The 20,268-nt window shown below is 36.5% G+C and carries 22 protein-coding genes and 1 pseudogene; all 23 read right to left on the bottom strand.

The features are described from left to right. Positions 1-29: 29 nt before the first annotated feature. Positions 30-545, bottom strand: coding sequence for an antirestriction protein ArdA (locus IGI50_RS06455; RefSeq protein ID WP_438776530.1), 516 nt, complete (start codon positions 543-545; stop codon positions 30-32). A gap of 1 nt (position 546) precedes the next feature. Next, entirely contained in the window at positions 547-768 is a 222-nt protein-coding gene (locus tag IGI50_RS06450; RefSeq protein ID WP_176673015.1) for a hypothetical protein, read from the bottom strand. 21 nt (positions 769-789) lie between these two features. Further along, a complete protein-coding gene (gene mobT / locus IGI50_RS06445) occupies positions 790-1,971 on the bottom strand; it encodes a MobT family relaxase (RefSeq protein ID WP_438776529.1) in 1,182 nt (393 codons plus the stop codon). Positions 1,972-2,238: 267 nt separating this feature from the next. Continuing rightward, positions 2,239-2,457 (bottom strand): hypothetical protein, encoded by a 219-nt coding sequence (locus tag IGI50_RS06440; protein ID WP_438776528.1) that lies wholly within the window; start codon positions 2,455-2,457, stop codon positions 2,239-2,241. Positions 2,458-2,532: 75 nt separating this feature from the next. After that, a pseudogene (locus IGI50_RS06435) lies at positions 2,533-3,899 on the bottom strand (FtsK/SpoIIIE domain-containing protein). 113 nt (positions 3,900-4,012) lie between these two features. Then, on the bottom strand, positions 4,013-4,381 hold the full coding sequence (locus IGI50_RS06430) for a YdcP family protein (protein WP_438776527.1): 369 nt from the start codon (positions 4,379-4,381) through the stop codon (positions 4,013-4,015). Between the two features lie 11 nt (positions 4,382-4,392). Continuing rightward, complete coding sequence (locus IGI50_RS06425) at positions 4,393-4,707, bottom strand: YdcP family protein (RefSeq protein WP_438776526.1); 315 nt, start codon at positions 4,705-4,707, stop codon at positions 4,393-4,395. 88 nt (positions 4,708-4,795) lie between these two features. Next, on the bottom strand, positions 4,796-8,092 hold the full coding sequence (ecbA, locus tag IGI50_RS06420) for an MSCRAMM family collagen-binding adhesin EcbA (RefSeq protein ID WP_438776525.1): 3,297 nt from the start codon (positions 8,090-8,092) through the stop codon (positions 4,796-4,798). 655 nt (positions 8,093-8,747) lie between these two features. Continuing rightward, complete coding sequence (locus tag IGI50_RS06415) at positions 8,748-9,641, bottom strand: LCP family protein (RefSeq protein WP_438776524.1); 894 nt, start codon at positions 9,639-9,641, stop codon at positions 8,748-8,750. Between the two features lie 184 nt (positions 9,642-9,825). After that, a complete protein-coding gene (locus tag IGI50_RS06410) occupies positions 9,826-10,398 on the bottom strand; it encodes a histidine phosphatase family protein (RefSeq protein ID WP_438776523.1) in 573 nt (190 codons plus the stop codon). Then, positions 10,395-11,156 carry an adenosylcobinamide-GDP ribazoletransferase gene (gene cobS, locus IGI50_RS06405; RefSeq protein ID WP_438776522.1) on the bottom strand — a complete coding sequence of 254 codons (762 nt, stop codon included), beginning with the start codon at positions 11,154-11,156 and terminating at the stop codon, positions 10,395-10,397. The genes IGI50_RS06410 and cobS overlap by 4 nt, the downstream gene beginning before the upstream one ends. Continuing rightward, positions 11,153-11,740, bottom strand: a complete 588-nt coding sequence (gene cobU / locus IGI50_RS06400) for a bifunctional adenosylcobinamide kinase/adenosylcobinamide-phosphate guanylyltransferase (RefSeq protein ID WP_438776521.1) — start codon at positions 11,738-11,740, stop codon at positions 11,153-11,155. Before cobU ends, cobS begins: the two co-directional genes overlap by 4 nt. A gap of 6 nt (positions 11,741-11,746) precedes the next feature. Then, positions 11,747-12,481 carry a hypothetical protein gene (locus IGI50_RS06395; protein WP_438776520.1) on the bottom strand — a complete coding sequence of 245 codons (735 nt, stop codon included), beginning with the start codon at positions 12,479-12,481 and terminating at the stop codon, positions 11,747-11,749. A gap of 7 nt (positions 12,482-12,488) precedes the next feature. Continuing rightward, the gene (locus IGI50_RS06390) at positions 12,489-13,184 is read right to left on the bottom strand and encodes a uroporphyrinogen-III synthase (RefSeq protein WP_438776519.1); all 696 of its coding nucleotides are present in this window, start codon (positions 13,182-13,184) and stop codon (positions 12,489-12,491) included. A gap of 10 nt (positions 13,185-13,194) precedes the next feature. Then, entirely contained in the window at positions 13,195-14,139 is a 945-nt protein-coding gene (hemC, locus tag IGI50_RS06385) for a hydroxymethylbilane synthase (RefSeq protein WP_438776518.1), read from the bottom strand. Positions 14,140-14,176: 37 nt separating this feature from the next. Then, positions 14,177-14,743 (bottom strand): cob(I)yrinic acid a,c-diamide adenosyltransferase, encoded by a 567-nt coding sequence (locus IGI50_RS06380; RefSeq protein ID WP_218257150.1) that lies wholly within the window; start codon positions 14,741-14,743, stop codon positions 14,177-14,179. Further along, positions 14,740-16,242: a cobyric acid synthase gene (locus IGI50_RS06375; RefSeq protein ID WP_438776517.1), complete on the bottom strand. Its 1,503-nt coding sequence runs from the start codon at positions 16,240-16,242 to the stop codon at positions 14,740-14,742. The genes IGI50_RS06380 and IGI50_RS06375 overlap by 4 nt, the downstream gene beginning before the upstream one ends. Then, on the bottom strand, positions 16,242-17,051 hold the full coding sequence (locus tag IGI50_RS06370; protein WP_438776516.1) for an ATP-binding cassette domain-containing protein: 810 nt from the start codon (positions 17,049-17,051) through the stop codon (positions 16,242-16,244). Before IGI50_RS06370 ends, IGI50_RS06375 begins: the two co-directional genes overlap by 1 nt. 26 nt (positions 17,052-17,077) lie before the next feature. Continuing rightward, positions 17,078-17,719 (bottom strand): cobalt ECF transporter T component CbiQ, encoded by a 642-nt coding sequence (gene cbiQ, locus IGI50_RS06365; RefSeq protein WP_438777574.1) that lies wholly within the window; start codon positions 17,717-17,719, stop codon positions 17,078-17,080. A gap of 22 nt (positions 17,720-17,741) precedes the next feature. Continuing rightward, a complete protein-coding gene (locus IGI50_RS06360; RefSeq protein WP_438776515.1) occupies positions 17,742-18,041 on the bottom strand; it encodes an energy-coupling factor ABC transporter substrate-binding protein in 300 nt (99 codons plus the stop codon). Further along, the gene (locus tag IGI50_RS06355) at positions 18,028-18,777 is read right to left on the bottom strand and encodes an energy-coupling factor ABC transporter permease (RefSeq protein ID WP_218257145.1); all 750 of its coding nucleotides are present in this window, start codon (positions 18,775-18,777) and stop codon (positions 18,028-18,030) included. The genes IGI50_RS06360 and IGI50_RS06355 overlap by 14 nt, the downstream gene beginning before the upstream one ends. Before the next feature lie 5 nt (positions 18,778-18,782). Further along, positions 18,783-19,493 (bottom strand): cobalt-factor II C(20)-methyltransferase, encoded by a 711-nt coding sequence (locus IGI50_RS06350; protein WP_218257144.1) that lies wholly within the window; start codon positions 19,491-19,493, stop codon positions 18,783-18,785. Further along, a complete protein-coding gene (locus IGI50_RS06345) occupies positions 19,486-20,268 on the bottom strand; it encodes a sirohydrochlorin cobaltochelatase (protein WP_438776514.1) in 783 nt (260 codons plus the stop codon). The genes IGI50_RS06350 and IGI50_RS06345 overlap by 8 nt, the downstream gene beginning before the upstream one ends.

Genomic DNA, 20,268 nt, shown 5'->3' with positions numbered 1-20,268 from the left:
TCAAAAATAATTAATTAATCAATGTACAGCTAACCCGAATATTCAAATATTCCATGTGATGTAACTAGAAAATTACCTTCAATTTCCATATCTATACCAAAAGCTGCGTAATCAAAGTAAGAGCGCAAATTAGTTGGTAAAGAATTTAGCATGTCAGTTTCTTCAACGTAATATTCTGCTACTTCCTCCATTGTACTGCAATCGGAGTAGCAAATGATATCATCCTTATGTTCCAACAAATCTTCAATACTACTGAACCAGTAATCAAGTATTTCACTCAAGGCATCATATATTGGTTCACCCTCAATTTCTTGAAGCATTCCATAGATATCGTTTAGCCAATCGATCGATGTATGTTCACCAATAGGAAAAGGCAACTCATAATCATGAATAGCATATTCTTCATATTCAGCATTCAATCCAATTTTTTCTTTAACTTCTTCAGTATCAATTGGAAAGGAGAACCACGCTCCTTCCAGTTCTCCTTCATTATACTTGCCAAGATTGGCAATATAGACCTGCATATCATCAATACTTATTGACATATTAACTACCAATTACACGATTGAATAACTGCAACAACACATTCTTTACGCCAGCAGTATTAAATACTAATCCAACTGCAATTGCTGCAATCACCATAAATCCAATTAACTTTGAAAATTCTCGTTTAAACCCAAGATAAACACCAATGACCGCAATGGCCAATAAAACAAGTGACTGTGCGTTAGATGTGAACCAATTAAATAGATTTTGCCCAAAATTCATAAAATCATCCTTTCACTTTTCTTATATGATCAAATTTTCAATGCCCGCTGTTAGCTGCTCAATTATTTTTTTGTGACGATCGCTCAACTCTGCTTTATCCACCATATCCTTGATCTTCGTTGTATTGTTGATGATATCGAGCATCGTGCCCATTCTGAGAGTTGGTGCAACTTGTCGACCAAGCCAACGAAAGGTTCTTTCCAGAGTATAGGGTTCCGGCTTTGTAGTCAGTCGTAATTCTTGACGATTTTCTCCAATAAACCAAGCCCACTGTTCTTGTAACCTCCATTGGCTACGACGTTTCTTCTCTTCCTTGATCGCAAAGCGAACATAACGGTTGATGATAGAGAAGGTTGTTCTTTCTACATTACGAGACTTGATCAAATCACGTATCGCAAATAATGCTCGATCATTTTTCAAACGTATTTCAAACCGATTCTTAGTGTCCGCATCCTCCGGTGGTATCCCCAATTTGATATATTGCTCATAGTCCTTTTCGTACACACAAAAATAGACCTCGCTTTTTACACTACCAATATATAGAGTACTACCCATATCCTCTTTTTCATTTCTTCTAACTAGTTCACCCGATCGGTAACTTTTGAAGCTTCGAAAAAGCGAAATGCACTCTTCACCTTGGCACTGTTCGATTAATTCTGGGATATTCAAAATTCCTGTGTGATCATTGATAGCCAGATCAATTCGCTTCATCACTCCTCCGACTGCTAACGCATCTATAAAAAAATCGTACCAACTCCTAGATTGAGCGAGTAAAAAGTTTTCGAATTGTCGGCACCCACGACCTTTTAGTTCCAATAAAACGCCTTTCTCTTTGTCAGAAGACAGCATCACAATGATATCGCCCATCACAAATTGTTCTTGATAACCATAAAAAGCATAATCCTCATGCAGCATATAGCCAAACTTCAATCGCAAGATTTCTTCAATGATTCTTTCTACTTTAGTTGTTGGAAAACGAATACGTACATAGTCGATCAATAAACTTAACGGTGCTTCTGGATTAAAGCGTTCAAGTGATTCATTCAATTTCATTGCTAAATCGTGTGAAGGAATCTTTTTCCCTTGTTCTATTCGAACAAGATATTCTCGACTAATACCAGAAACAATCGCTAATTTATTTTGTGATACGCCATAGAGTTTACGTCGTTCTTTCAACATTCTTCCGTTAAAAACCGCAACCATGACATTCCTCCCAAATATGTGACCTTTTTTGTTCTAGGTCACATGTTTCAAATTTTATAAAATTGTTGATATGCCAGCATTTATAGATGGTTGTAGGTAGATTCCTGCTGTTTTTGTGCCCCCCTGTTAGATACAGGGGGCTCGGCAATGCTTTCACGAACGGCTTTGCTTCGCGCCGCCCGTGAAGCAGCCCGCCTTTCTATTATTGTCTGACATATCCTTTTATTCCCTCGGTTAATAATTGTTCTCTCAATCCCATCAATTCAATCATATCGATACACTATATCTAGCTCGTTCTGCAAGGACTTCTAAATCATTAATTAGACGGTTGAAGGGGTAACAATCATCGGAGGTATTTGGGTCCACCCTGCTAACACCGTTTTTTCCTATATCATGAGCTAGTACATATAGACTTTCTTTAATTTCTTCATGATGAGATTGACGAGCAATCATATACATAGCATTAATCAATTCATCAATTTCCATTGATTTCCTCTCTTTCAATATAGATGCGTACCATAGATGCTCGAAAAAAATCAGTCATACCTTGCTTACTTCAAGTCACATTTCATCTGGAAGTTCTTCTTCGCTTGGTTTAAAAAGAATAGATATCTCAGTTAAAAAATCATGATCTTCTGGAATGAGTGGTGTATAAAATTCACTGATCACGTTCGTTCCTACGTCTACATAACCACGTCCCTTAATTTGTTTTAGGAAGAAGTCTTTATTGGTCTCACCAAACATCATGGATAGTCCGAGTTCCGACATTCTTCCTAGTGCAACTCGAAAGCTAAATTGATCCCTGATACCACACCTAAATATTTTGCATCTGGTCTTTGACAGGCCAATACCAAAAAGAAACCTGACTGTCGACCAAGCATAACGATTTGTTTCAGTTTGCTTAAGACTAGTGAGGTTTCTTTTGGATTCAACATTTCCATAAATGCGACATACTCATCAAATATCAGAAATTCTGGTACCAATCCAACATAGGCATAATTCTCTCCTGTCCGATAATTTGGCATGTTTTTCATCCCTTCATTTCGTTCCAACATCCGATAGTAAAAGGATTCAATGCAATTGATCATATCGTCTTTTTGGTGATAAACATCTGGTAAAACGACAGACAAATCGGCTAAATCTGCATTCTTTGGGTCAAGAATAAATAATTTTGCTTCCGTCCTTAGAAGTTGCTCTATAATCGTTAAAATGAAATAAGTTTTGCCACTTCCTGTTCCACCAGCAATCAACATATGCGGTAAACGATCGTATTCCCACCAAATATTTTTCATCAACTTCATAGCACCCTTACAGATTTCACATTCACTGAGTGATAACCGATTAGCGATCATGTCGTAGAACAAAACATATTCCACGAATCCATCCTTTAATTCTTTTTCAACAAGTTCGCAATACAAACCACTTTCCAATTTCTTTTCCAGTTTCAAGAGTTGCTCTTGATATTTACCCATTCGGATTTCCACTCGGATATGAATCAAACCATCACGAACCTGATAATATATTTTTGGAAAGAATGTGATTTTTTCCGATTGTCGATTACTCTTTAAATCTTTGAAGAAACTATCTGACTGAACCATCTCTGATTCATACCAATGATTTTCTAAAATCATTTGTGCTAATCGTTGTCGATGGATCAATTGCTTATAGTAGTCCTGGTGGATGAATCGAATCCAATATATGATTAGAATCGTCATTACGCCCCAACAAAACAAGGCGAAATAAATCGTTGGGGCGATTAAGAAACTATCATTGATGAACCTAACTGCATCAAAAGTCCCATTTATCAATGATTTTCCATATCCTACGGAAAGAACGGATATCAATGTACTCATGCAAATACATAGATGGAATCGTTGGACTAATCGTTTATCCAATGAACGAATACGATACCCCTTATTTCTACGCATTTTCCACCTCCAATAAAAAAAGACCAAAATCTGTTTCATAAGATTTTGGTCCTAAGTGTATTCTTCAATACGTTTATATTTAGTTACAACTACAGATATTGATTTTGCGATAATTATTTTTCATTTGTTTTTTGTTGCTGCGGATTCTTTGGAGCAGGTTTCTTTAAAACCAAATCTGATGCCTTGATATACCAGTCAACATCCGCTCCCTGAAAAGTCGCGTTAGCAACTGTATCTGCTACTGGATTAATTACATCAACAATCGCATTGTAGTCAAATTCCCGCAACGGAACACCTGCTGGAATACTGACTTGAATCATACGACCTTGAACAGATGATTTTAAATCATAGGTTCGTTCTTTAATCCGATTGCTGGCTGTTCCATCGTCATTTGTCTCGCGAACTTCACGGCGTAATGCTGAAAATTTTAATGTACCAAAAGTTTCTTCTTTATTGATTACGATCCCTTTTGCTAATCTCATTGTTTTCCTCCTCAGACTTTCACCATATTATCTGCTTGGAGAATATAATTGGTAAATCCGCGATCCCCAATTTTGTATCCCTCAGCAGTAATTCTTGGATTGATTAATTGAATTTGAGTTTCTTGATTAAAGTGCTTTTCTCCTGCTGATTCAGGTAAAACAACAAGAATATCATCCGCTCTTTGGACATCAGAATATAGATTGTAACTTCTTTCAACAACCGCCATCCGGCCATTGATCCTTCTTTGAGTCACTTTCCCTTCACCAGCATATTCCAAACGCCCAAAGGTTTCTTTCATATTGGGCACGACAAATTTCAATTCCATACTTCTTCCTCTTTTCTATTTGTTTTAATAGGATAGTTCATTTTAGTTGGAGGGGAACGTGCTCTGACTTTTTGATCCATGAGTAAACTTACTTAGCTTGACGCTTCAGTAAATAAACCACACAAGAAAAAACCAGCAAGAGTAACCCGATAAATAAAAGAATCGAATCGTTTTTCTCCCCAGTTTGCGGATATGATTTTTCAGTATTTTCAGCGGTCGGCGTATTCGATCCAGAAGGAAATTCTTTACTCTCCGTTGTTTCAACTGGTTCGGATGTTTTTGGAACTTCTGTTGTTTCTTCTGGTTGTGAAGCTTCATTTGGATAGAGTGTTTGATCTTTTTCAGTTAAATCTTCATTGTGTTTACCGTTGATCTCCCCATCCTTATCATAATGAATTTCTTTAAAAGTAAAGAGCGTTCCTTTTGGATATTTACCCGTATCAATCTTTTCAGTGACAATCGTTTTGGTGAAGGCTTCATCATCAACAATGTATTCTTCTTTATCGGATTTCCAGATTTCTTTAGAGGTCCCATCTGGCAAAATCGCAACAAGAATCGTTTCGAATGATTCTTTCTCCTCTGTCACTTCGGTATGAGTAGTTTCAACATCATCATACATTGCTATGACATCTCCATGAGTAAAGGTATTACCATCTTTTTCCAAATGAGCTTTGGTTTTGATGGTTACACTATTTTTAGGAATATCGACTTTTAATGTTTGCGCTTGATTGTCTAGATTATTGTCAAACGCTACTGGCTCTTTCCCATCCTTATATGCTTCTTCATTCTCATAGAGCGTATTAAACAGAACCAATGACTTCCCGCTAATCTTTTCCAATTCCATAATTTGTTCTACTTGCCATGTTCCTTCTTTCGAATCATTTTTTTGAGTCGAAAGTTTTTCTGATAAGACAATTGGCTCAGCATTCTTTTCTTTCTCTTGTGCTTTTTTCGTTGCTGCTACATCAACCACTTGAGAAACAAGGAACCAATCATCCTTTGTTTTAGATAATTTGTAATTCACAGTGTCAACGGCGGTATTATTGGTTTGATCCTCTGATACTTTTTCTTCATTGATCCAGGTTGCCAAGGATGTGATAGTATCTTTTTCTTCTGGTAAATCATAAAGCATCAAGCGATTTAAATTCACAGTGAATGCTTGATTGGTTAATTTTTCATATGGTACTTTTACAGTTTTTAATGGTTCCTTCTGATCTTGTTCAGTAATTGTGAAGATATATTGGCTTTGTTTATAGTCCTCCTCATTTTCTTCAAAGCGGCTATGAATCTCTAAAGGTTTGATTTTTTGAAAACCTTTTGGTGCCTCCACTTCTTCTAACAAGTAATCACCGATCGGAACATTCTCAAAATTTCCATACCCATCAAAACCTAATTGATCATTGTATTGAGTGACCGCAGTGTCCTTGGCCCCTGTGATTTCCTTCGTTCCTTCCAATGGTGTTAACTTGAATTCTAAATCGTTGACTCCTGCACTTGCCGATCCTTTTTCCGAGTTAGCAAATTTGAAGAAATCTAGATTCATTCGGATCACCTGCTCTTTTGCCGTGGTACTCTCTTTGACAACTGCATTAGAAAGTTGGTCACTCTTTTTCTTGATCTCGAATTCATAATTTGTTTGGTCTTCAGTGTAACCAATCGGTGCTTTGGTTTCGCGCCAGTAATATTTCCCCATAGCTAGATGGCTGACACCAACTTGTCTTTCCTGATCAAGGACTAGAGTGATAGAATCCTTAGTAATTGGTGTTTTAGATTGAGTTCCTTTCATCATTTTTGGTTTAAACTTATCTGTCCATTTGACTGGATCGCCCTTTTTGTGACCAGCAGTATCTTCACCGTAAAAAAGCGTATACTCCGCTTTCTCGAAAACGGCTGAACCCTGAGTTTCTTTTTCTGTTTCTTTATCGATCTTAGTCAACATAGATTCGCCTGTGATTTCTTTGTTCGTACCTTTTGCCGATCCAGTAATCAATGAAACTGTTTGATTCGCATATTTCAGCTCCACTTTGGCTGGATTGAAAGTATTCACGAACCCATTACTTGCTTTCGACTCCACAACAAAATAAGTACCTAACTCCAATGCTTGATCGTGTGATTTTGGGGTTTCAGCATGACCTTTATCATCTGTCACAATCGTTTTAACAATGGGACCGTTAATGGCATCTTTGCGAATCTCAAATTCATTACCTGCTAAACTATAATGTTGATTCCACACATCAGTTCCAGTTTCAGCACCAACCTTTTCTAAAATTATTTGTCCCTTTGCTCGTAAGTTTTTTGAGGTAACTTCGATGGTTTCACCAGCTTTGACAACTGCTTTCATTGGTGTCTCATCAATGACATAAGGAGCTGGTACTGATTTTTCTTTAATTGTTACATTCGTTCCATGGGGAATCTTGTCCAAAGTAACTGACCCATCTTCACCAGTTTTTACCTCTTTGTTGGCTATGACGCCTCCGAAATCTAAAGTAAAGATAGTATTAGGAACTAACGCGTTCGATTCTTTATCCCGTTTCACGATTTTCAATTTACCGTATTTCTCAACATTGATTTTTACTGTATATCGATTCGTTTGATCAATGGCTCCTGCCATTACCGTTTGTTCCCCTGCTTTTTTATAAGCAATTGGTGTCCCAGCTTGAACAGATTTCTCAAAAACCAACTCGCCAGATTCTTTCGAGTCAGTTTTAGGAGTAATGATCAATTGATTACCGTTGATCTTATAATCAACATTCGCAGTGTTTTTGACCACACGATCAAAACTAGAAAGATTTCTGCTATTTTGATCGGTTAGTGTAACAGACTTTCCTAGTGTCACTGTTGTTGTACTTTGATCAAAACTTGGTTTCTTTTGATAGTCAGTGATTGTCTGGTTAATCTTTGTCTTGATACCATTCAAGTCAATCGTACGATTAGAGGATAGATCAACGATTTCACTGATTGGGTACTTATTGTGTTCCTGCCATAACATCGCTTGTGCAACCATCCGAGTATCTGCATTGTTCCCAGCTTGACTCCATAATGATGAAATCAATTTTGCTTTCTCAGTCATCGAAGGTAATGGATTTTTAGAAAATCCTCCACTACTTGGTCCGTTGATTGGGACACCTGGCTCAATACAAAAAACAGGGGTCCTTGTACTACCGGCTACAGCATACAAAGGAGTAGAAATCGTCTCAAAAGAATCTCCATTGGATTTCTTTCCACGAAAACGATAGTTCACACCTGTATCGTATTCAACATTCACTTTTTCCGGATGATTGATATCCGCTAATGCAACAATTGATGATACAAAAAAAGCGAGTAGTTGAATGATCAAAACTCCGATCATAACTACTCGTTTCTTTTCAGATTTTAAATTTTCCATTTTTTCCCCTTTCATATTGGTAAATAATCTTTCATAAACGTACTCAAACCTGTTTTGATTGGTGGTGTACGAATCTTAAATATCACTATCCTCATCTCCTTCATTTTCTGTAAAAAAGCAAGTTAGAGGTAATGTGCAACATAAGATAAATGAAAACCATACCGATCTCCACCTATTATATAACAGTTATAAACAATCGATGTTCTTGATTCTCAAATCATCTTTAAAAGTAATCCGTTTTCCAAAACATCCAGAAACCATACCGATTTTCCATACTACTTTTATAAAAGTATGTAAAATCATATACAAAAAGGTTTCAAATAAAAGCTTTTAGTTATATTGAAAATTCAATTAATATAGTTTTTTTCAAAACAAAAACCGCTTTATCCAAGCGGTTTTCACTCAATCTATCTGTTCTTTTTGTATGATTATATTTCTTAAAGAGATTTATAAAATAACAGAATCACAGTAATAACAGATGTGTTCACAAAAAGGAATGTGAATATAAGCTGAAGTTGATTGTGTCATTGTATTCCTCTTTCTTCTATTAAATAGTAACAGAAGTATTCTATCATAATTAGTGTTTTTATTAGTGAACTATAGGATTTAATAATGAATAAGCCAGCAAAGTATTTGCTGGCCGATTGTAAAAAGCTTACTCCGTCAGAAATTTATTAATCGCTTTCGCATTTACCTCAGAATCAATTTCCAACACACTTCCACTAGGCGTGTCATTATTAAACTCCCACGACTTATCGATTGGAATAGAGAGTGTTTCGACTTTTTTAGTGTTTCCAAGAGCAAAGTCTTTTCCAACACTCAAAATCGTACTTTCAGGTAAATTTGTGTCAACATAGCCTAATAATTTTCCAGTAGTTTGCGGTAATTTACTTAATGAAGTTACGCTTGTAACTTGTTGAGAAATAGCGGATAGAACTTGCTGCTGTCTACGAATACGACCAAAATCGCCTTCTTCATCCTCACGGAAGCGAGAATATTGCAACAAAGTATTGCCATCCATTTTTTGTTTTCCGGATTTAATATAGACTTGATCCAAATCTAAATCCTTTTCTGCATCTATAGTTACCCCTTTTGGAAATAAACTATCAATTGCATCCTTAAAATGATCGAAATCAATCGTGACGTAATACTCAATGGGTATATCAAAATTTTCCTTTAATGTTTTTCTCACTAATTCAATTCCGCCATATGAATATGCGGCATTAATTTTATCCTTGCCATGATCAGGAATATCTACATAACTATCTCTCATGATTGAAATCAACTTAGGTTGTTCCTTCTTTTGATCATAGTGGGCAATCATTAGTGAGTCAGAACGTCCACGATCTTCTCCACGAGAATCTGTCCCTATAATCAAGATGTTTAAATCATTTTGATCAGGGGCTTCTTCTCCATTAAAGGCAATTGTTTGTTTTGATTGGGCATGTTTTGTTGATTCATATCCCTGCAAAAATGAAAAAATGAGATAGCACTCAAAAACAAGCAAAATTCCTAACACAATTAAGATAACACGTTTGAAAATTTTCATACTAAAATCCTCTCTGCAACACCAAAGAAGTCAAATAATTCTAAACTTCAACTAGATTGATGACCATTCAATTATTCTTCACTCAGTTTATATTAAAATTCTATTCGTTTCTGGATATATTGTTTTTTTTAAGAATTTTTTGATAAAAAAAGACCGTTCGCAAAGAAACGATCTTCAATCATACTCATATATTCCATTTTATAAAAGTGAAAGTACCGTTTTCTACTTCTATCAATGAATATTTTCCCTGATCCACATTTATTTCCCAAAAGTCAAACTCTGGAAAGTATTCCATTAAAATAGTCCGTAGTACGCCAAGATGTCCAACAATAGCGAAGTCTTTCTTTTGGTTCAACAATATTTCAAAAATAGTCAACACACGCCGTTGAAAATCCGAAAATTTTTCAGCATTTTTAGGTGTATATTCAAAGGGTGACGATAACCATTGCTCCCATTCAAGAGGAAAAGCTGAATTAATTTGGTCCGCTGACATTCCTTCCCATATGCCAAAATCCTTCTCGTCTAAATTCCTTAAAGAAAGGATTTTCTTATCTGGAAAAACTATTCGTGCCGTTTCGATTGTTCGCCTTAATGTACTCGTATAAACAATCAAATTATTATTCATTCTTTCGAACTTTTTTGCTAGTAATTTGGCTTGTTCAATCCCTTGATCGTTCAATGATATATCTGTTTTTCCATAAAACAAATGACATCGATTAAATTCTGTTTCTCCATGCCGCATTAAATATATTTTCATAAGAATCCCCGCATTAAGACCAGTGTTAGCATATACACGCATTGTGAAATTGGGGAAGAAGCTCCCAGTGTGTCTCCGTTGAATCCGCCAACTTTACTTATCACCAACCTACGATAAAAAAAAGTCATAAGTACAGTTGTCACATAACAGACAATACCAACCTTTCCTAAAAAAAGAACCAATGTTAAGAAAGACAAGAGTTGACATAAGCCTATTTCATGATTTTTTACATTCAGAAAAGTTGTTCCTAATCCTTCTGTGTTACTTCCTGCATAGCTCATTTGATAAAATAGAAGACTGATGCTATTTTTTCCAATAAGATTCAACAGCAAAACAATGACTGCTTGCTGTGTATATTGAAGGTGTGGCACTAGTGTAAAAAAACTGAATAACAAAAGTAAATAATAAAAAACAATGGCTAAGACGCCATTACTTCCTACTCTGCTGTCTTTCATGATCTCAAGCATCCGCTCTTTTTGTCGTGATGAAAAAAGTCCATCTGCCATATCTGATAGGGCATCTAAGTGAAAACCACCTGTCAGCATAACATCGAAAAAAAGGATAATAATCCATGAAATACTTGCTCCAAAAAAGTGCTGAATTCCCCAATAGACTATTGCTTCAAGAAATCCAAGCATTAATCCGAACAGCGAAAAAAAACGAACCCCAGAACGCATTTTCATTTCAGGCTCGTCAATTACTACAGGTATAGGTATTCGAGTAAAAAATTGAAAATAGAGAATTATGCTATCTATCATTTGATCTTCATGGGAATACCGGCTATCACTAAGTATGCCTTATCCGCTTCCTTTCCTAAGATTTGATTGACATGCCCTAAAACATCTCTAAACCAACGAGAAAAAGAATTTTCTGGGACAATGCCTAAGCCAACTTCATTAGTTACCACAATTAGATGCGAGGAACTATGTTTTGCTGCGACTAGAATTTTTTCCCATTGAATTAAAAGTTTTGCTTCAATATCCTCCTTCTCTTTTTCAGAAAGCCTAGCAATTTCTTTATCAATGACTTCATAATCTTCACCAAATTGTTCCTTCATTAAATGAAAGAAGAAATTCGTAGTTAACATCGTCGCACAATCAAGTAAATGAGCCGAAGCAGTCTTTTCTTCAATGACATTGGCAACATTCAAATAAGTTTCGCTAGTTGACCAATTCTTAGACCGTCTTTTTTTATGGTGTAGAATACGAATTCTCATTTCCTCGTCCTGTGCTATACAGTTCGTAGCAATGTAGTTGACGTTTGCTTTTGTATCAAGCAAACTTTCGGCAAAAGCTGACTTTCCACTCCGTGCGCCACCGGTCACTAGCGTAATTTCTCCCACAATTGTTCACTCCTTTATGAACTCACCGATTTTCTTTAATTCAGGGTAGCGAGTTAAGATATCTATTTCATCTTTCGATCTTACCGCCAGCAATACGACTGTTGCTGGTCCAGCAGAACAATCAAGCTCTTTTTCTTCTATAAATTCTACATAAAAATCTGATCCTTCAGTCATTAATTCTGCCTCGAAACGAATTCCCTTTGACCCCACAGGAAGCATGTCTAAAACACCACGTTCTGCCTTAAGTGCTTTTACTAAAGGGTAAGAAAAGATATTTTGAGTATTTCTTCTTACCATTTCCGCAACAAAGGGTTGCCCTAGTTGTAAAAGACTGCAGGATTCACTCATTCTGAACGTTTCTTTTTCTGAAGTCGTCTCAGCAATAACTGTAATTCCTAGACTCGTAGTTTTTGTCTCTATGTTTTCCTCCGTACTTCCATTTAGCGGTAAATGGGTAAGATCTGCTTTTTCTAATTCCTTTTTGATCCCTTTGAGCATACGCTTCCCAGTTGTTTCATACTCATTACCGACCAAATCAATCACAGCTATTGGTTCTGCTCCAAAACAAAATAATTCCATCAAAGGAACGCGTAAACAATATGCTGCCGTAATTGCCGGATCAATCTCAACGATATCTTGTTGCTTCTCGCCTATACCCGCAGTTGAATCACAAGCGATCACTAATTTTTTTTCACCGGAAATAGAAATAATAGATAAATCACGATATTTGCTTGCTGGCACGGCTTTCTCACCCTCTTTCCTTAATGTCTTGCAATAGACACTCATATAAATGCTGCATATCATATATTTGGGGTTGGACGGTAACAGAATGATGTTCCATTTCTATTACTTTCGCTGTCACAGGTCCAATAGCAGCAATTTTTATACGCTTCCAAAAATCATCTGGTAATTGTTGAAAATCCTTAATTATCTTTGAAAAAGAATTCCATGCTGAAGGACTAGCAAATAGAACATAATCAAGTGTTTCACTCAACAATAACTCTTTCAAGCGTTCTTGATCCCTTACTAAAAATTCATTCTTATAAGTTACCTGTTCGAATACAATGTGCCCTCGATTTGTTAATGCATTATAAATTACACGTCTGGCATTAAATGAATGAGGCCAAAAAACACGTTGCTTTGTCTTCACCAAGCTAAGCCATTCTTCAACTAGACCTTCTGAAAATCCCTCTTTTGGTTGAAAGTCTACATTAACATTTAACTCATTCAGCACTTTTTTTGTCTGATTGCCAATCGCGAGCACTTTAGCTTGTTTGTTTAGTTGAGCAAAATCAAAATACTTTACTGCGTTCGCACTGGTAAAAAAAATCCACTCATAGTTTTTCTCTAGACGCTGATGAGGCAAAGGTATTGTTCTATTCAATGGAATAGAAATTACTTCAGTATCTTCTTGCGCAAAATTTTGTCGAATAGCTTCTGGCATCGGTGATTCTCTAGTGTATAAAAGTTTCTTTTTGATCGTTTTTACACTCCTCAATCAATGAAATTGCACCTTGCTGGATCATTTTGGCCGCTACAGCTTTCCCCAAAATTACTGGATCATTCCCCTGCATCGTTTCTTTTAGAATAATTTCCCCATTTTCACTACCGATCATTCCTGTTAATTCATACGTGTTGGCTTTTGGAAGGCTATAGGCTCCTACAGGAAAAGTACAACTGCCATCCATGCTATTTAAAAAAGCTCGCTCTGCTGTTACTGCTATAGCTGTTTCTTTGTGCTCCATTTTTTTGAGCATGGTTAGTACTTCTTTGTTATCTTTGCGACATTCCAAAGCTATGGCCCCTTGTCCAATGGCTGGCAGCATAATTTCAGGCGAAAGTTCTTGGTGATAAACACTTTGATCCAAGCCCAGTCTTTCTAATCCTGCTAAGGCCAACACAATGGCATCATATTGACCCTCATTCATTTTGCGAATTCTAGTATCTATATTTCCTCTTATTGGTTGAATGTTAAAATCTGGACGAGCATGTAAGAGCTGTGCCTTTCTGCGTAGACTGCTTGTACCAACCACAGCATTTCTAGGCAAAGAGTTCAAGGTATATCCGACTTCCTTGATAATAAGAGCATCCGTTGGTGAATGACGCTTCATCACACAAGCGAGAATCAGTTCATCATGTATCGTCGTAGGAATATCCTTCAAACTATGTATAGCAAAATCAATATTTCCAACACGAAGTTGATATTCCAATTCTCTAACAAAACAGCCCTGCCCACCAATCGCTTGCAAGTTGTGGGTAGCCAAATGATCCCCTTTGGTTTTGATCTTTACAAGTTCTACCTCTACATTCGGGTTATACTTTTTAAAAATAGCTAGAGCTTGTTTTGTTTGTGTCGTCGCTAGCTTACTACCTCGCGTTCCTACTTTCAGCTTCTTCATTCTCATCCTTCTTTCATTCAGATAGCTCTCTTCTGAATCATTTTTTTCTATTAAACACAGAGACACTATTTTCATAAAAAATTTCTGATTGCCCAGCCTGATTATTGACCCATCGAGCCAATACAAAAAAGTAATCAGATAAACGGTTCAAAAATTTCAACGCCTCCATGTTTACAGCTTCCTGATGCTCGAATAAATCTACAGCATTCCGCTCAGCCTCGCGAGTGAAACAACGACAAAGATGTAAATTTGCGGCTGCAACAGTTCCTCCCGGCAAAATAAATTGATTAATCTTTGGCAATTTACTCCAATATAAATCAATCTTCTCTTCAAGCCATTTGATTAGTTTTGCTTCAACTTTGTATGGACGTTTTTCCTCAGGAGTGGCAAAATCGCTACCACAATCAAAAATCCATTGTTGAACTTGGACTAGTTCAGCATATAATAAATCTTCTTTCTCTAAGCCCGCAATCGTCAATCCAACTTGAGCATTCAGCGTATCAATAGCCCCATATGTCTGAACACGAGGAGCATTCTTTTTTGCCCTGCCACCACCAACTAGCCGAGTAAAGCCTTGATCTCCGTATCGCGTATAAATACTCATACGGACACCTCCTCCTGACTAATAATTTGATAAATTTTTTCTAAATCCACATTTTCGCGAATCAAATCTGCTAATCTGTCATACTGTTGATTCTTATACTCATCGTAAGGTACAGCAATTTCCTTGATTGGTTGCAATCCCTTCACTTCTCGAGCTTGATTCAACAGCGAACGTCTCCAAGCAGTATTATCAAATACTCCATGAAGATACGTTCCGACAACAAGCTTATCCGAGCTAATAGCGCCATCATATTTTGAAGTCTTCTTACCATTTTCAGAGAAAACGTGGGCGAAGTACTGCTGTTCATAATTTTCTGTTCTGCCCATATGAATTTCGTAGCCGTTAATTATTGTTTCTCCAATTTTGGCCTCTACTCTAGTGGTCGTTTTTTGGGATTCAAAATAAGTCTCTGTATCTAACAATCCAAGTCCTTGGAGACTACCATGAGTAGACTCAATTTGCTGAGGGTCATGCAGCATCTTCCCTAATAATTGAAACCCACCACAAATACCGAAAATCATCTTACCTTCCGTACGAACACGTTGTATTTCTTTTGCTAATCCTGATTCCTTCAAGTACAAACAATCCTCAAGAGTATTTTTACTTCCCGGCAAAATAACTATGTCAGGGTTGCCCAACTTATCTCCAGGAAAAACATATCGAACAGAGACATCTGGTTCACTTTCTAAGCTCTTAAAATCTGTAAAATTAGACATTTTAGATAATCCGATTACTGCAATATCTAATTCTTTTTGAGAGTTGTATGAACGATTTACTTTTGACAAAGCAACACTATCTTCATCTTCAATATTTAATTGCGCATAAGGAATAACTCCTACCACCGGAATATCTGTTAAATCCTCGATCATTTTTAGTCCAGGATCTAACAAGGCAATGTCCCCGCGAAATTTATTAATAATGATCCCTTTAATCCTTGCTCTATCTTCTGGTTCCAATAAATGAACCGTTCCATAAATAGAAGCAAAAACACCACCTTTGTCAATATCTGCCACTAAAAGAACAGGGGCATCCGCAATTTTAGCCATGCCCATATTAGCGATATCACGACTATTTAAATTGATTTCGGCAGGACTACCGGCGCCTTCAAGCACAATCACATCATTTTCCCTTAATAACTCTTGATATAAGTCAGAAATTTTCTCGATTAGTCGTGGTTTGTATTCATGATATTCAACTGCATCCATATCACAGAGAACTTTACCCTTGAAAATAACTTGTGATTTACGATCTGAAGTTGGTTTCAATAAGACAGGATTCATTCGTACATCTGGTTCAACTCCAGCTGCTTCTGCTTGGAAAACTTGTGCTCGTCCCATTTCTTTGCCTTGTAGAGTAATGTAAGAGTTAAGCGCCATATTTTGAGATTTAAATGGCATCACCTTTAATCCATCTTGATGAAAGATTCTACACAAGCCAGCAACCAAAATACTCTTGCCAGAATCAGAGGCCGTCCCTTGAATCATTAAACTTTTACCCATTATTTCACCTCGCCTTCAAGTTTTATCTGCATGAATTCTTGTTGATTTTTGACAAGTGGAAACCCTAGTTGCTGATGTACTTTTACTAACCAAGGTTGCTCCAGACCAGCCTGCTTTAATAATTCTCCATCTAAAAAAACTTGATCAGAACTTCCCTCTTGAATAATTGTTCCTTTATCAATCACATATAGGTAATCGCAAACCTCGTACATTAAATCCATGTCATGACTAGATAAAATGATTCTGGTTCCTTGCTGTATTAGTTGAGAAATAATTTCTATCATTTGCTGCTTTCCAGCCGGATCTAGTCCCGAAGTCGGTTCGTCTAGCAGTAGCCACTTTGTTTTAAGCATCAGGACACTTGCAATCGCTACTTTCTTCTTTTGACCGTAGCTCAAGTACTGAACAGGTTTCTTCTTTAAATGTTCAATATTCAGCAGCGAAAAAACTTCCTTCATTCTACTTTCTATCTGAGCCTGCTTAATCCCAAGGTTTTTCAAAGCAAAAGACACATCATCCTCTACGATAGAGTAAAAAATTTGATGTTCAGGTTCCTGAAATACAATCCCTACTTCTTGACGATATTGATATAATGCTGATTTATTATAATTTAATGGACGATTCTCATAGATAATCTCACCTTGATTCGGACGCAACAGACCAACAATTGCCGCAAATAAAGTCGATTTTCCAGAACCATTTGCACCTAAAACCCCTACAGCTTTATGATCGCTAAAATTCAGAGAAAGATGATGCAATACATCTGTTTGATTTTCGTAACTGATACATAAATCGGTTACTTTAAACATTTTGGTTCCTTCTTTCATTTTGAGTATTACAGTGGAAAGTCACCGTCAAAAAATTTCATTTCCAAGGACAAAATCATTTTGTTAAAACGATCAAATGTCTGGAAGAACAACATCTTTATCAAAACGCCCAATGATTGATAGCTGTTTTTCAATCCCTTGAATCCAAACCGCATGTCTTGTGCTCGCTTAATAACTAAAAATTCATTCGCAAAAATGAAAATAAATCGATACATAAGCATCGTCAATTCAATTAACAGCGCTGGAAAGTGCGCTCTTTTCATTACTATTAACAATTGACTAAAAGGGACAGTGAGAATAAAGAAATACGTACAAACTAAACAACTAAAAGATCGGAAGAAAAGTTTTAATCCTATTAAAAGTGAAGAATGCGTTACTCCTAAAAAGTGATTAAACAATGGGATTTCGAAAACGAATCCTTTTGAACTTGAACTAAACGAAAATAAAACAGTCAAAATACTTATCACTAAAAAAGGAGCGGGAACAAGTAACCATTTAAGGTACCTTTTTAGAGTTATCTTAGTAACATAGATAGAAATTGCTCCAATAACGATACTTAATCCTCCTTGAACGATTGGCCGAGTTAAAAAACAGGTAATCAGTAAAAATAAATACAAAATACTTTTTGATGTGGGAGAAATCTCAATCATTCTGTTTTCGTAAGCAATTTTATCAATTAACAGCATTTTTCTTTTTTCCTTTGTAATACCCTAAAATATAAGTAATGATTCCTACGCCTAAGCTCCCCTGAAGAGTAAATAACAAGCTTTCAATCTCACCACTTTTCGGCTCCAATAGTGAATCAAACCATGGGGTATAATCTGGATCGATTTCTGTGATAACCGATTCTGCTTCCCCATCAGAACCGCCAAATTCTCCATTTTTATTGATTAATAGAGCTCCGATCATTAATATGGCAACCGCTACCAAAAGAATAATATTCAAACTCGTTTTAGATTTATTTTTTTCCATTATTCAAAATACCTCCCTCTTGAAAAGGAAAATTTGCTGAAATCAAATTGTAGGCAACAACTGTTAATAGACCTTCGGCAATAGCTATTGGAATCTGTGTTAACATGAAGACTCCTACAAATTTCATAATTGCTCCTACAACACCTGAAGAAGGATCTGGAAAAACAAGACCCAATTGGAGCGACGTGGTAAAATAAGTTGCTAAATCAGCGATGAATGCACATAAAAATAGACTGATTGAATGTGAAACATTGATTTTTTTTAGAATAAGATAAACACCATAGCCTACGAAAGGACCTACTACCGCCATTGAAAAAGCATTAGCCCCCAAAGTTGTTATGCCACCGTGCGCAAGAAGTAAGGCTTGAAAAAGTAGACAAATCGTGCCAAGTACACTGATTACTCCGGGGCCAAATAGAGCCGTTCCAATACCGACTCCTGTCGGATGCGAGGTAGAGCCGGTTACTGAAGGAATTTTTAATGCTGATAGGATAAAAATAAATGCCCCGCTAAAAGCTAACAGAACTTTGTTTTGTGGATTATCTGAGACAGTTCTTCGAATGCTGATCAAACCGTAGATAAAAAAGGGAATGAACGCCGCATACCAGAACAAACACCACCCTAGCGGTAAGAATCCCTCCATAATATGCATAGCATGAGCCTTTTGAGGCCATATTAAAATCATGAGAAGCACTGCAAGAAATAGTCTTTCCATCGTTTTACGGTTCCACTTCATTTTTCTCATCCTTTCAACGTTCTGTTTTTGTAAACAATCATCGTGCTGAAATATGATAAATCATCTTCTGGATTCAACTCGCTTAGGCCAATTACTATTTTTTCTGATTCCATTGAAGAATCGCTGACTAGTATTGTTTGTTCCAAAAGATCCAATCTTGTTAAGATTTTTAATACTTTAGGTAAGGCAATGGACACTTTCATCAATACTACTGTTGAAAGTTGCTCTAAAGCCATTTGTAGAGTTGTTTCTTCTGCTGTTGCTGGTAATACGGCGTAACTTTCTTCATCAATGACTAGAGGAATCTGTAAGTGATTTGAAATTTGACTAAAAGATGAAATTCCTGGTATTGTTTCTGTTTCAACGTGATCTGCTATTCGTTCCAATAAATAACTGTATGTGCTATAAACCATTGGATCTCCAAGTGTAATAAAGGCGACATTTAAACCACTTTTAACATCATTAATAATTTCTTTAGCAATTTCATTCCAAGCCTTTTGCTTTTCATCCCAATCTTTAACCATTGGAAAGTATCGTTGCTTAATTATCGTTCTTTCTCTTACATAAGGAGTCACGATTTGTAAAGCAAGACTCTTTCCTCCTTTTTTGGGTTCTGGAGTGTAAAGACAATCCACCCGTTCAATGACTTCTTTCCCGCGAATTGTCAATAAATCCGATGCGCCAGGGCCAGTACCAACACCGTAGAATTTAGCCATTAGATTTTCCTTTCGTTATCATCGCCGCATGTTCAATAAACAGTTCCTGAATTTCAGTTGCTTCACCCATTCCCTTAAGAAATGTCTCAACATGAAATCCAGCTCGTTCTAATTGAGATTTCCAAGAATTTTCGTCATCAGAAGCCATATCATTTGTTGCGTGATCTCCTGCTACTAGCATTAACGGATATAATTTGATTTTTTTATAGCTGCTTTTTTTCAGTCGCTTAATCAATGAAGAAATTTCAGGATAGCTTTCCACTGCACAAACAAAAATAGGTTTTTCCATTAACATATGATCTAAACAGGAATAAACTGTGAAGGCGGAATGTTGACTTCCATGCCCCATAAGAACCAAAGCCTCGTCTTCATCAAGATTCTTCGCTAATAAATCCAACCAGGCAATAACCTTTTGATAATCTTCTATACCACTTAATAACGGTCGCCCAACTTCCAAATTTTTAAAGTCATTCTTGTATCTCATTGCTTGGTGAAGTGCTTTAGAATATTCACTTCCAGGAATGATGTGTAGTGGTTGGACATATACCTCTTCGTAACCTTTATCAATTAATTGTTGCATTTGTTGATCTACTGTCAAAATGGTTGTCTTTTCTTGTTCTTTGATTTTTTTGATTACTTTATCGGAAGTAAAAGCTCGAAAAACATCACAACTCGGATACGTTTGACTTAGTTTTTTCTCTACAGCCTCAATCGTGTTTTTTCTCGTTTCTGGATAACTTGTACCAAAGCTTACGGCCACTAATGCAGGCTTCAT

It is taken from the genome of Enterococcus sp. DIV0170, assembly GCF_051710765.1.
Classification (GTDB): Bacteria; Bacillota; Bacilli; order Lactobacillales; family Enterococcaceae; genus Enterococcus_A; species Enterococcus_A raffinosus.
This window is presented reverse-complemented; position numbering and strand designations above follow the sequence as displayed.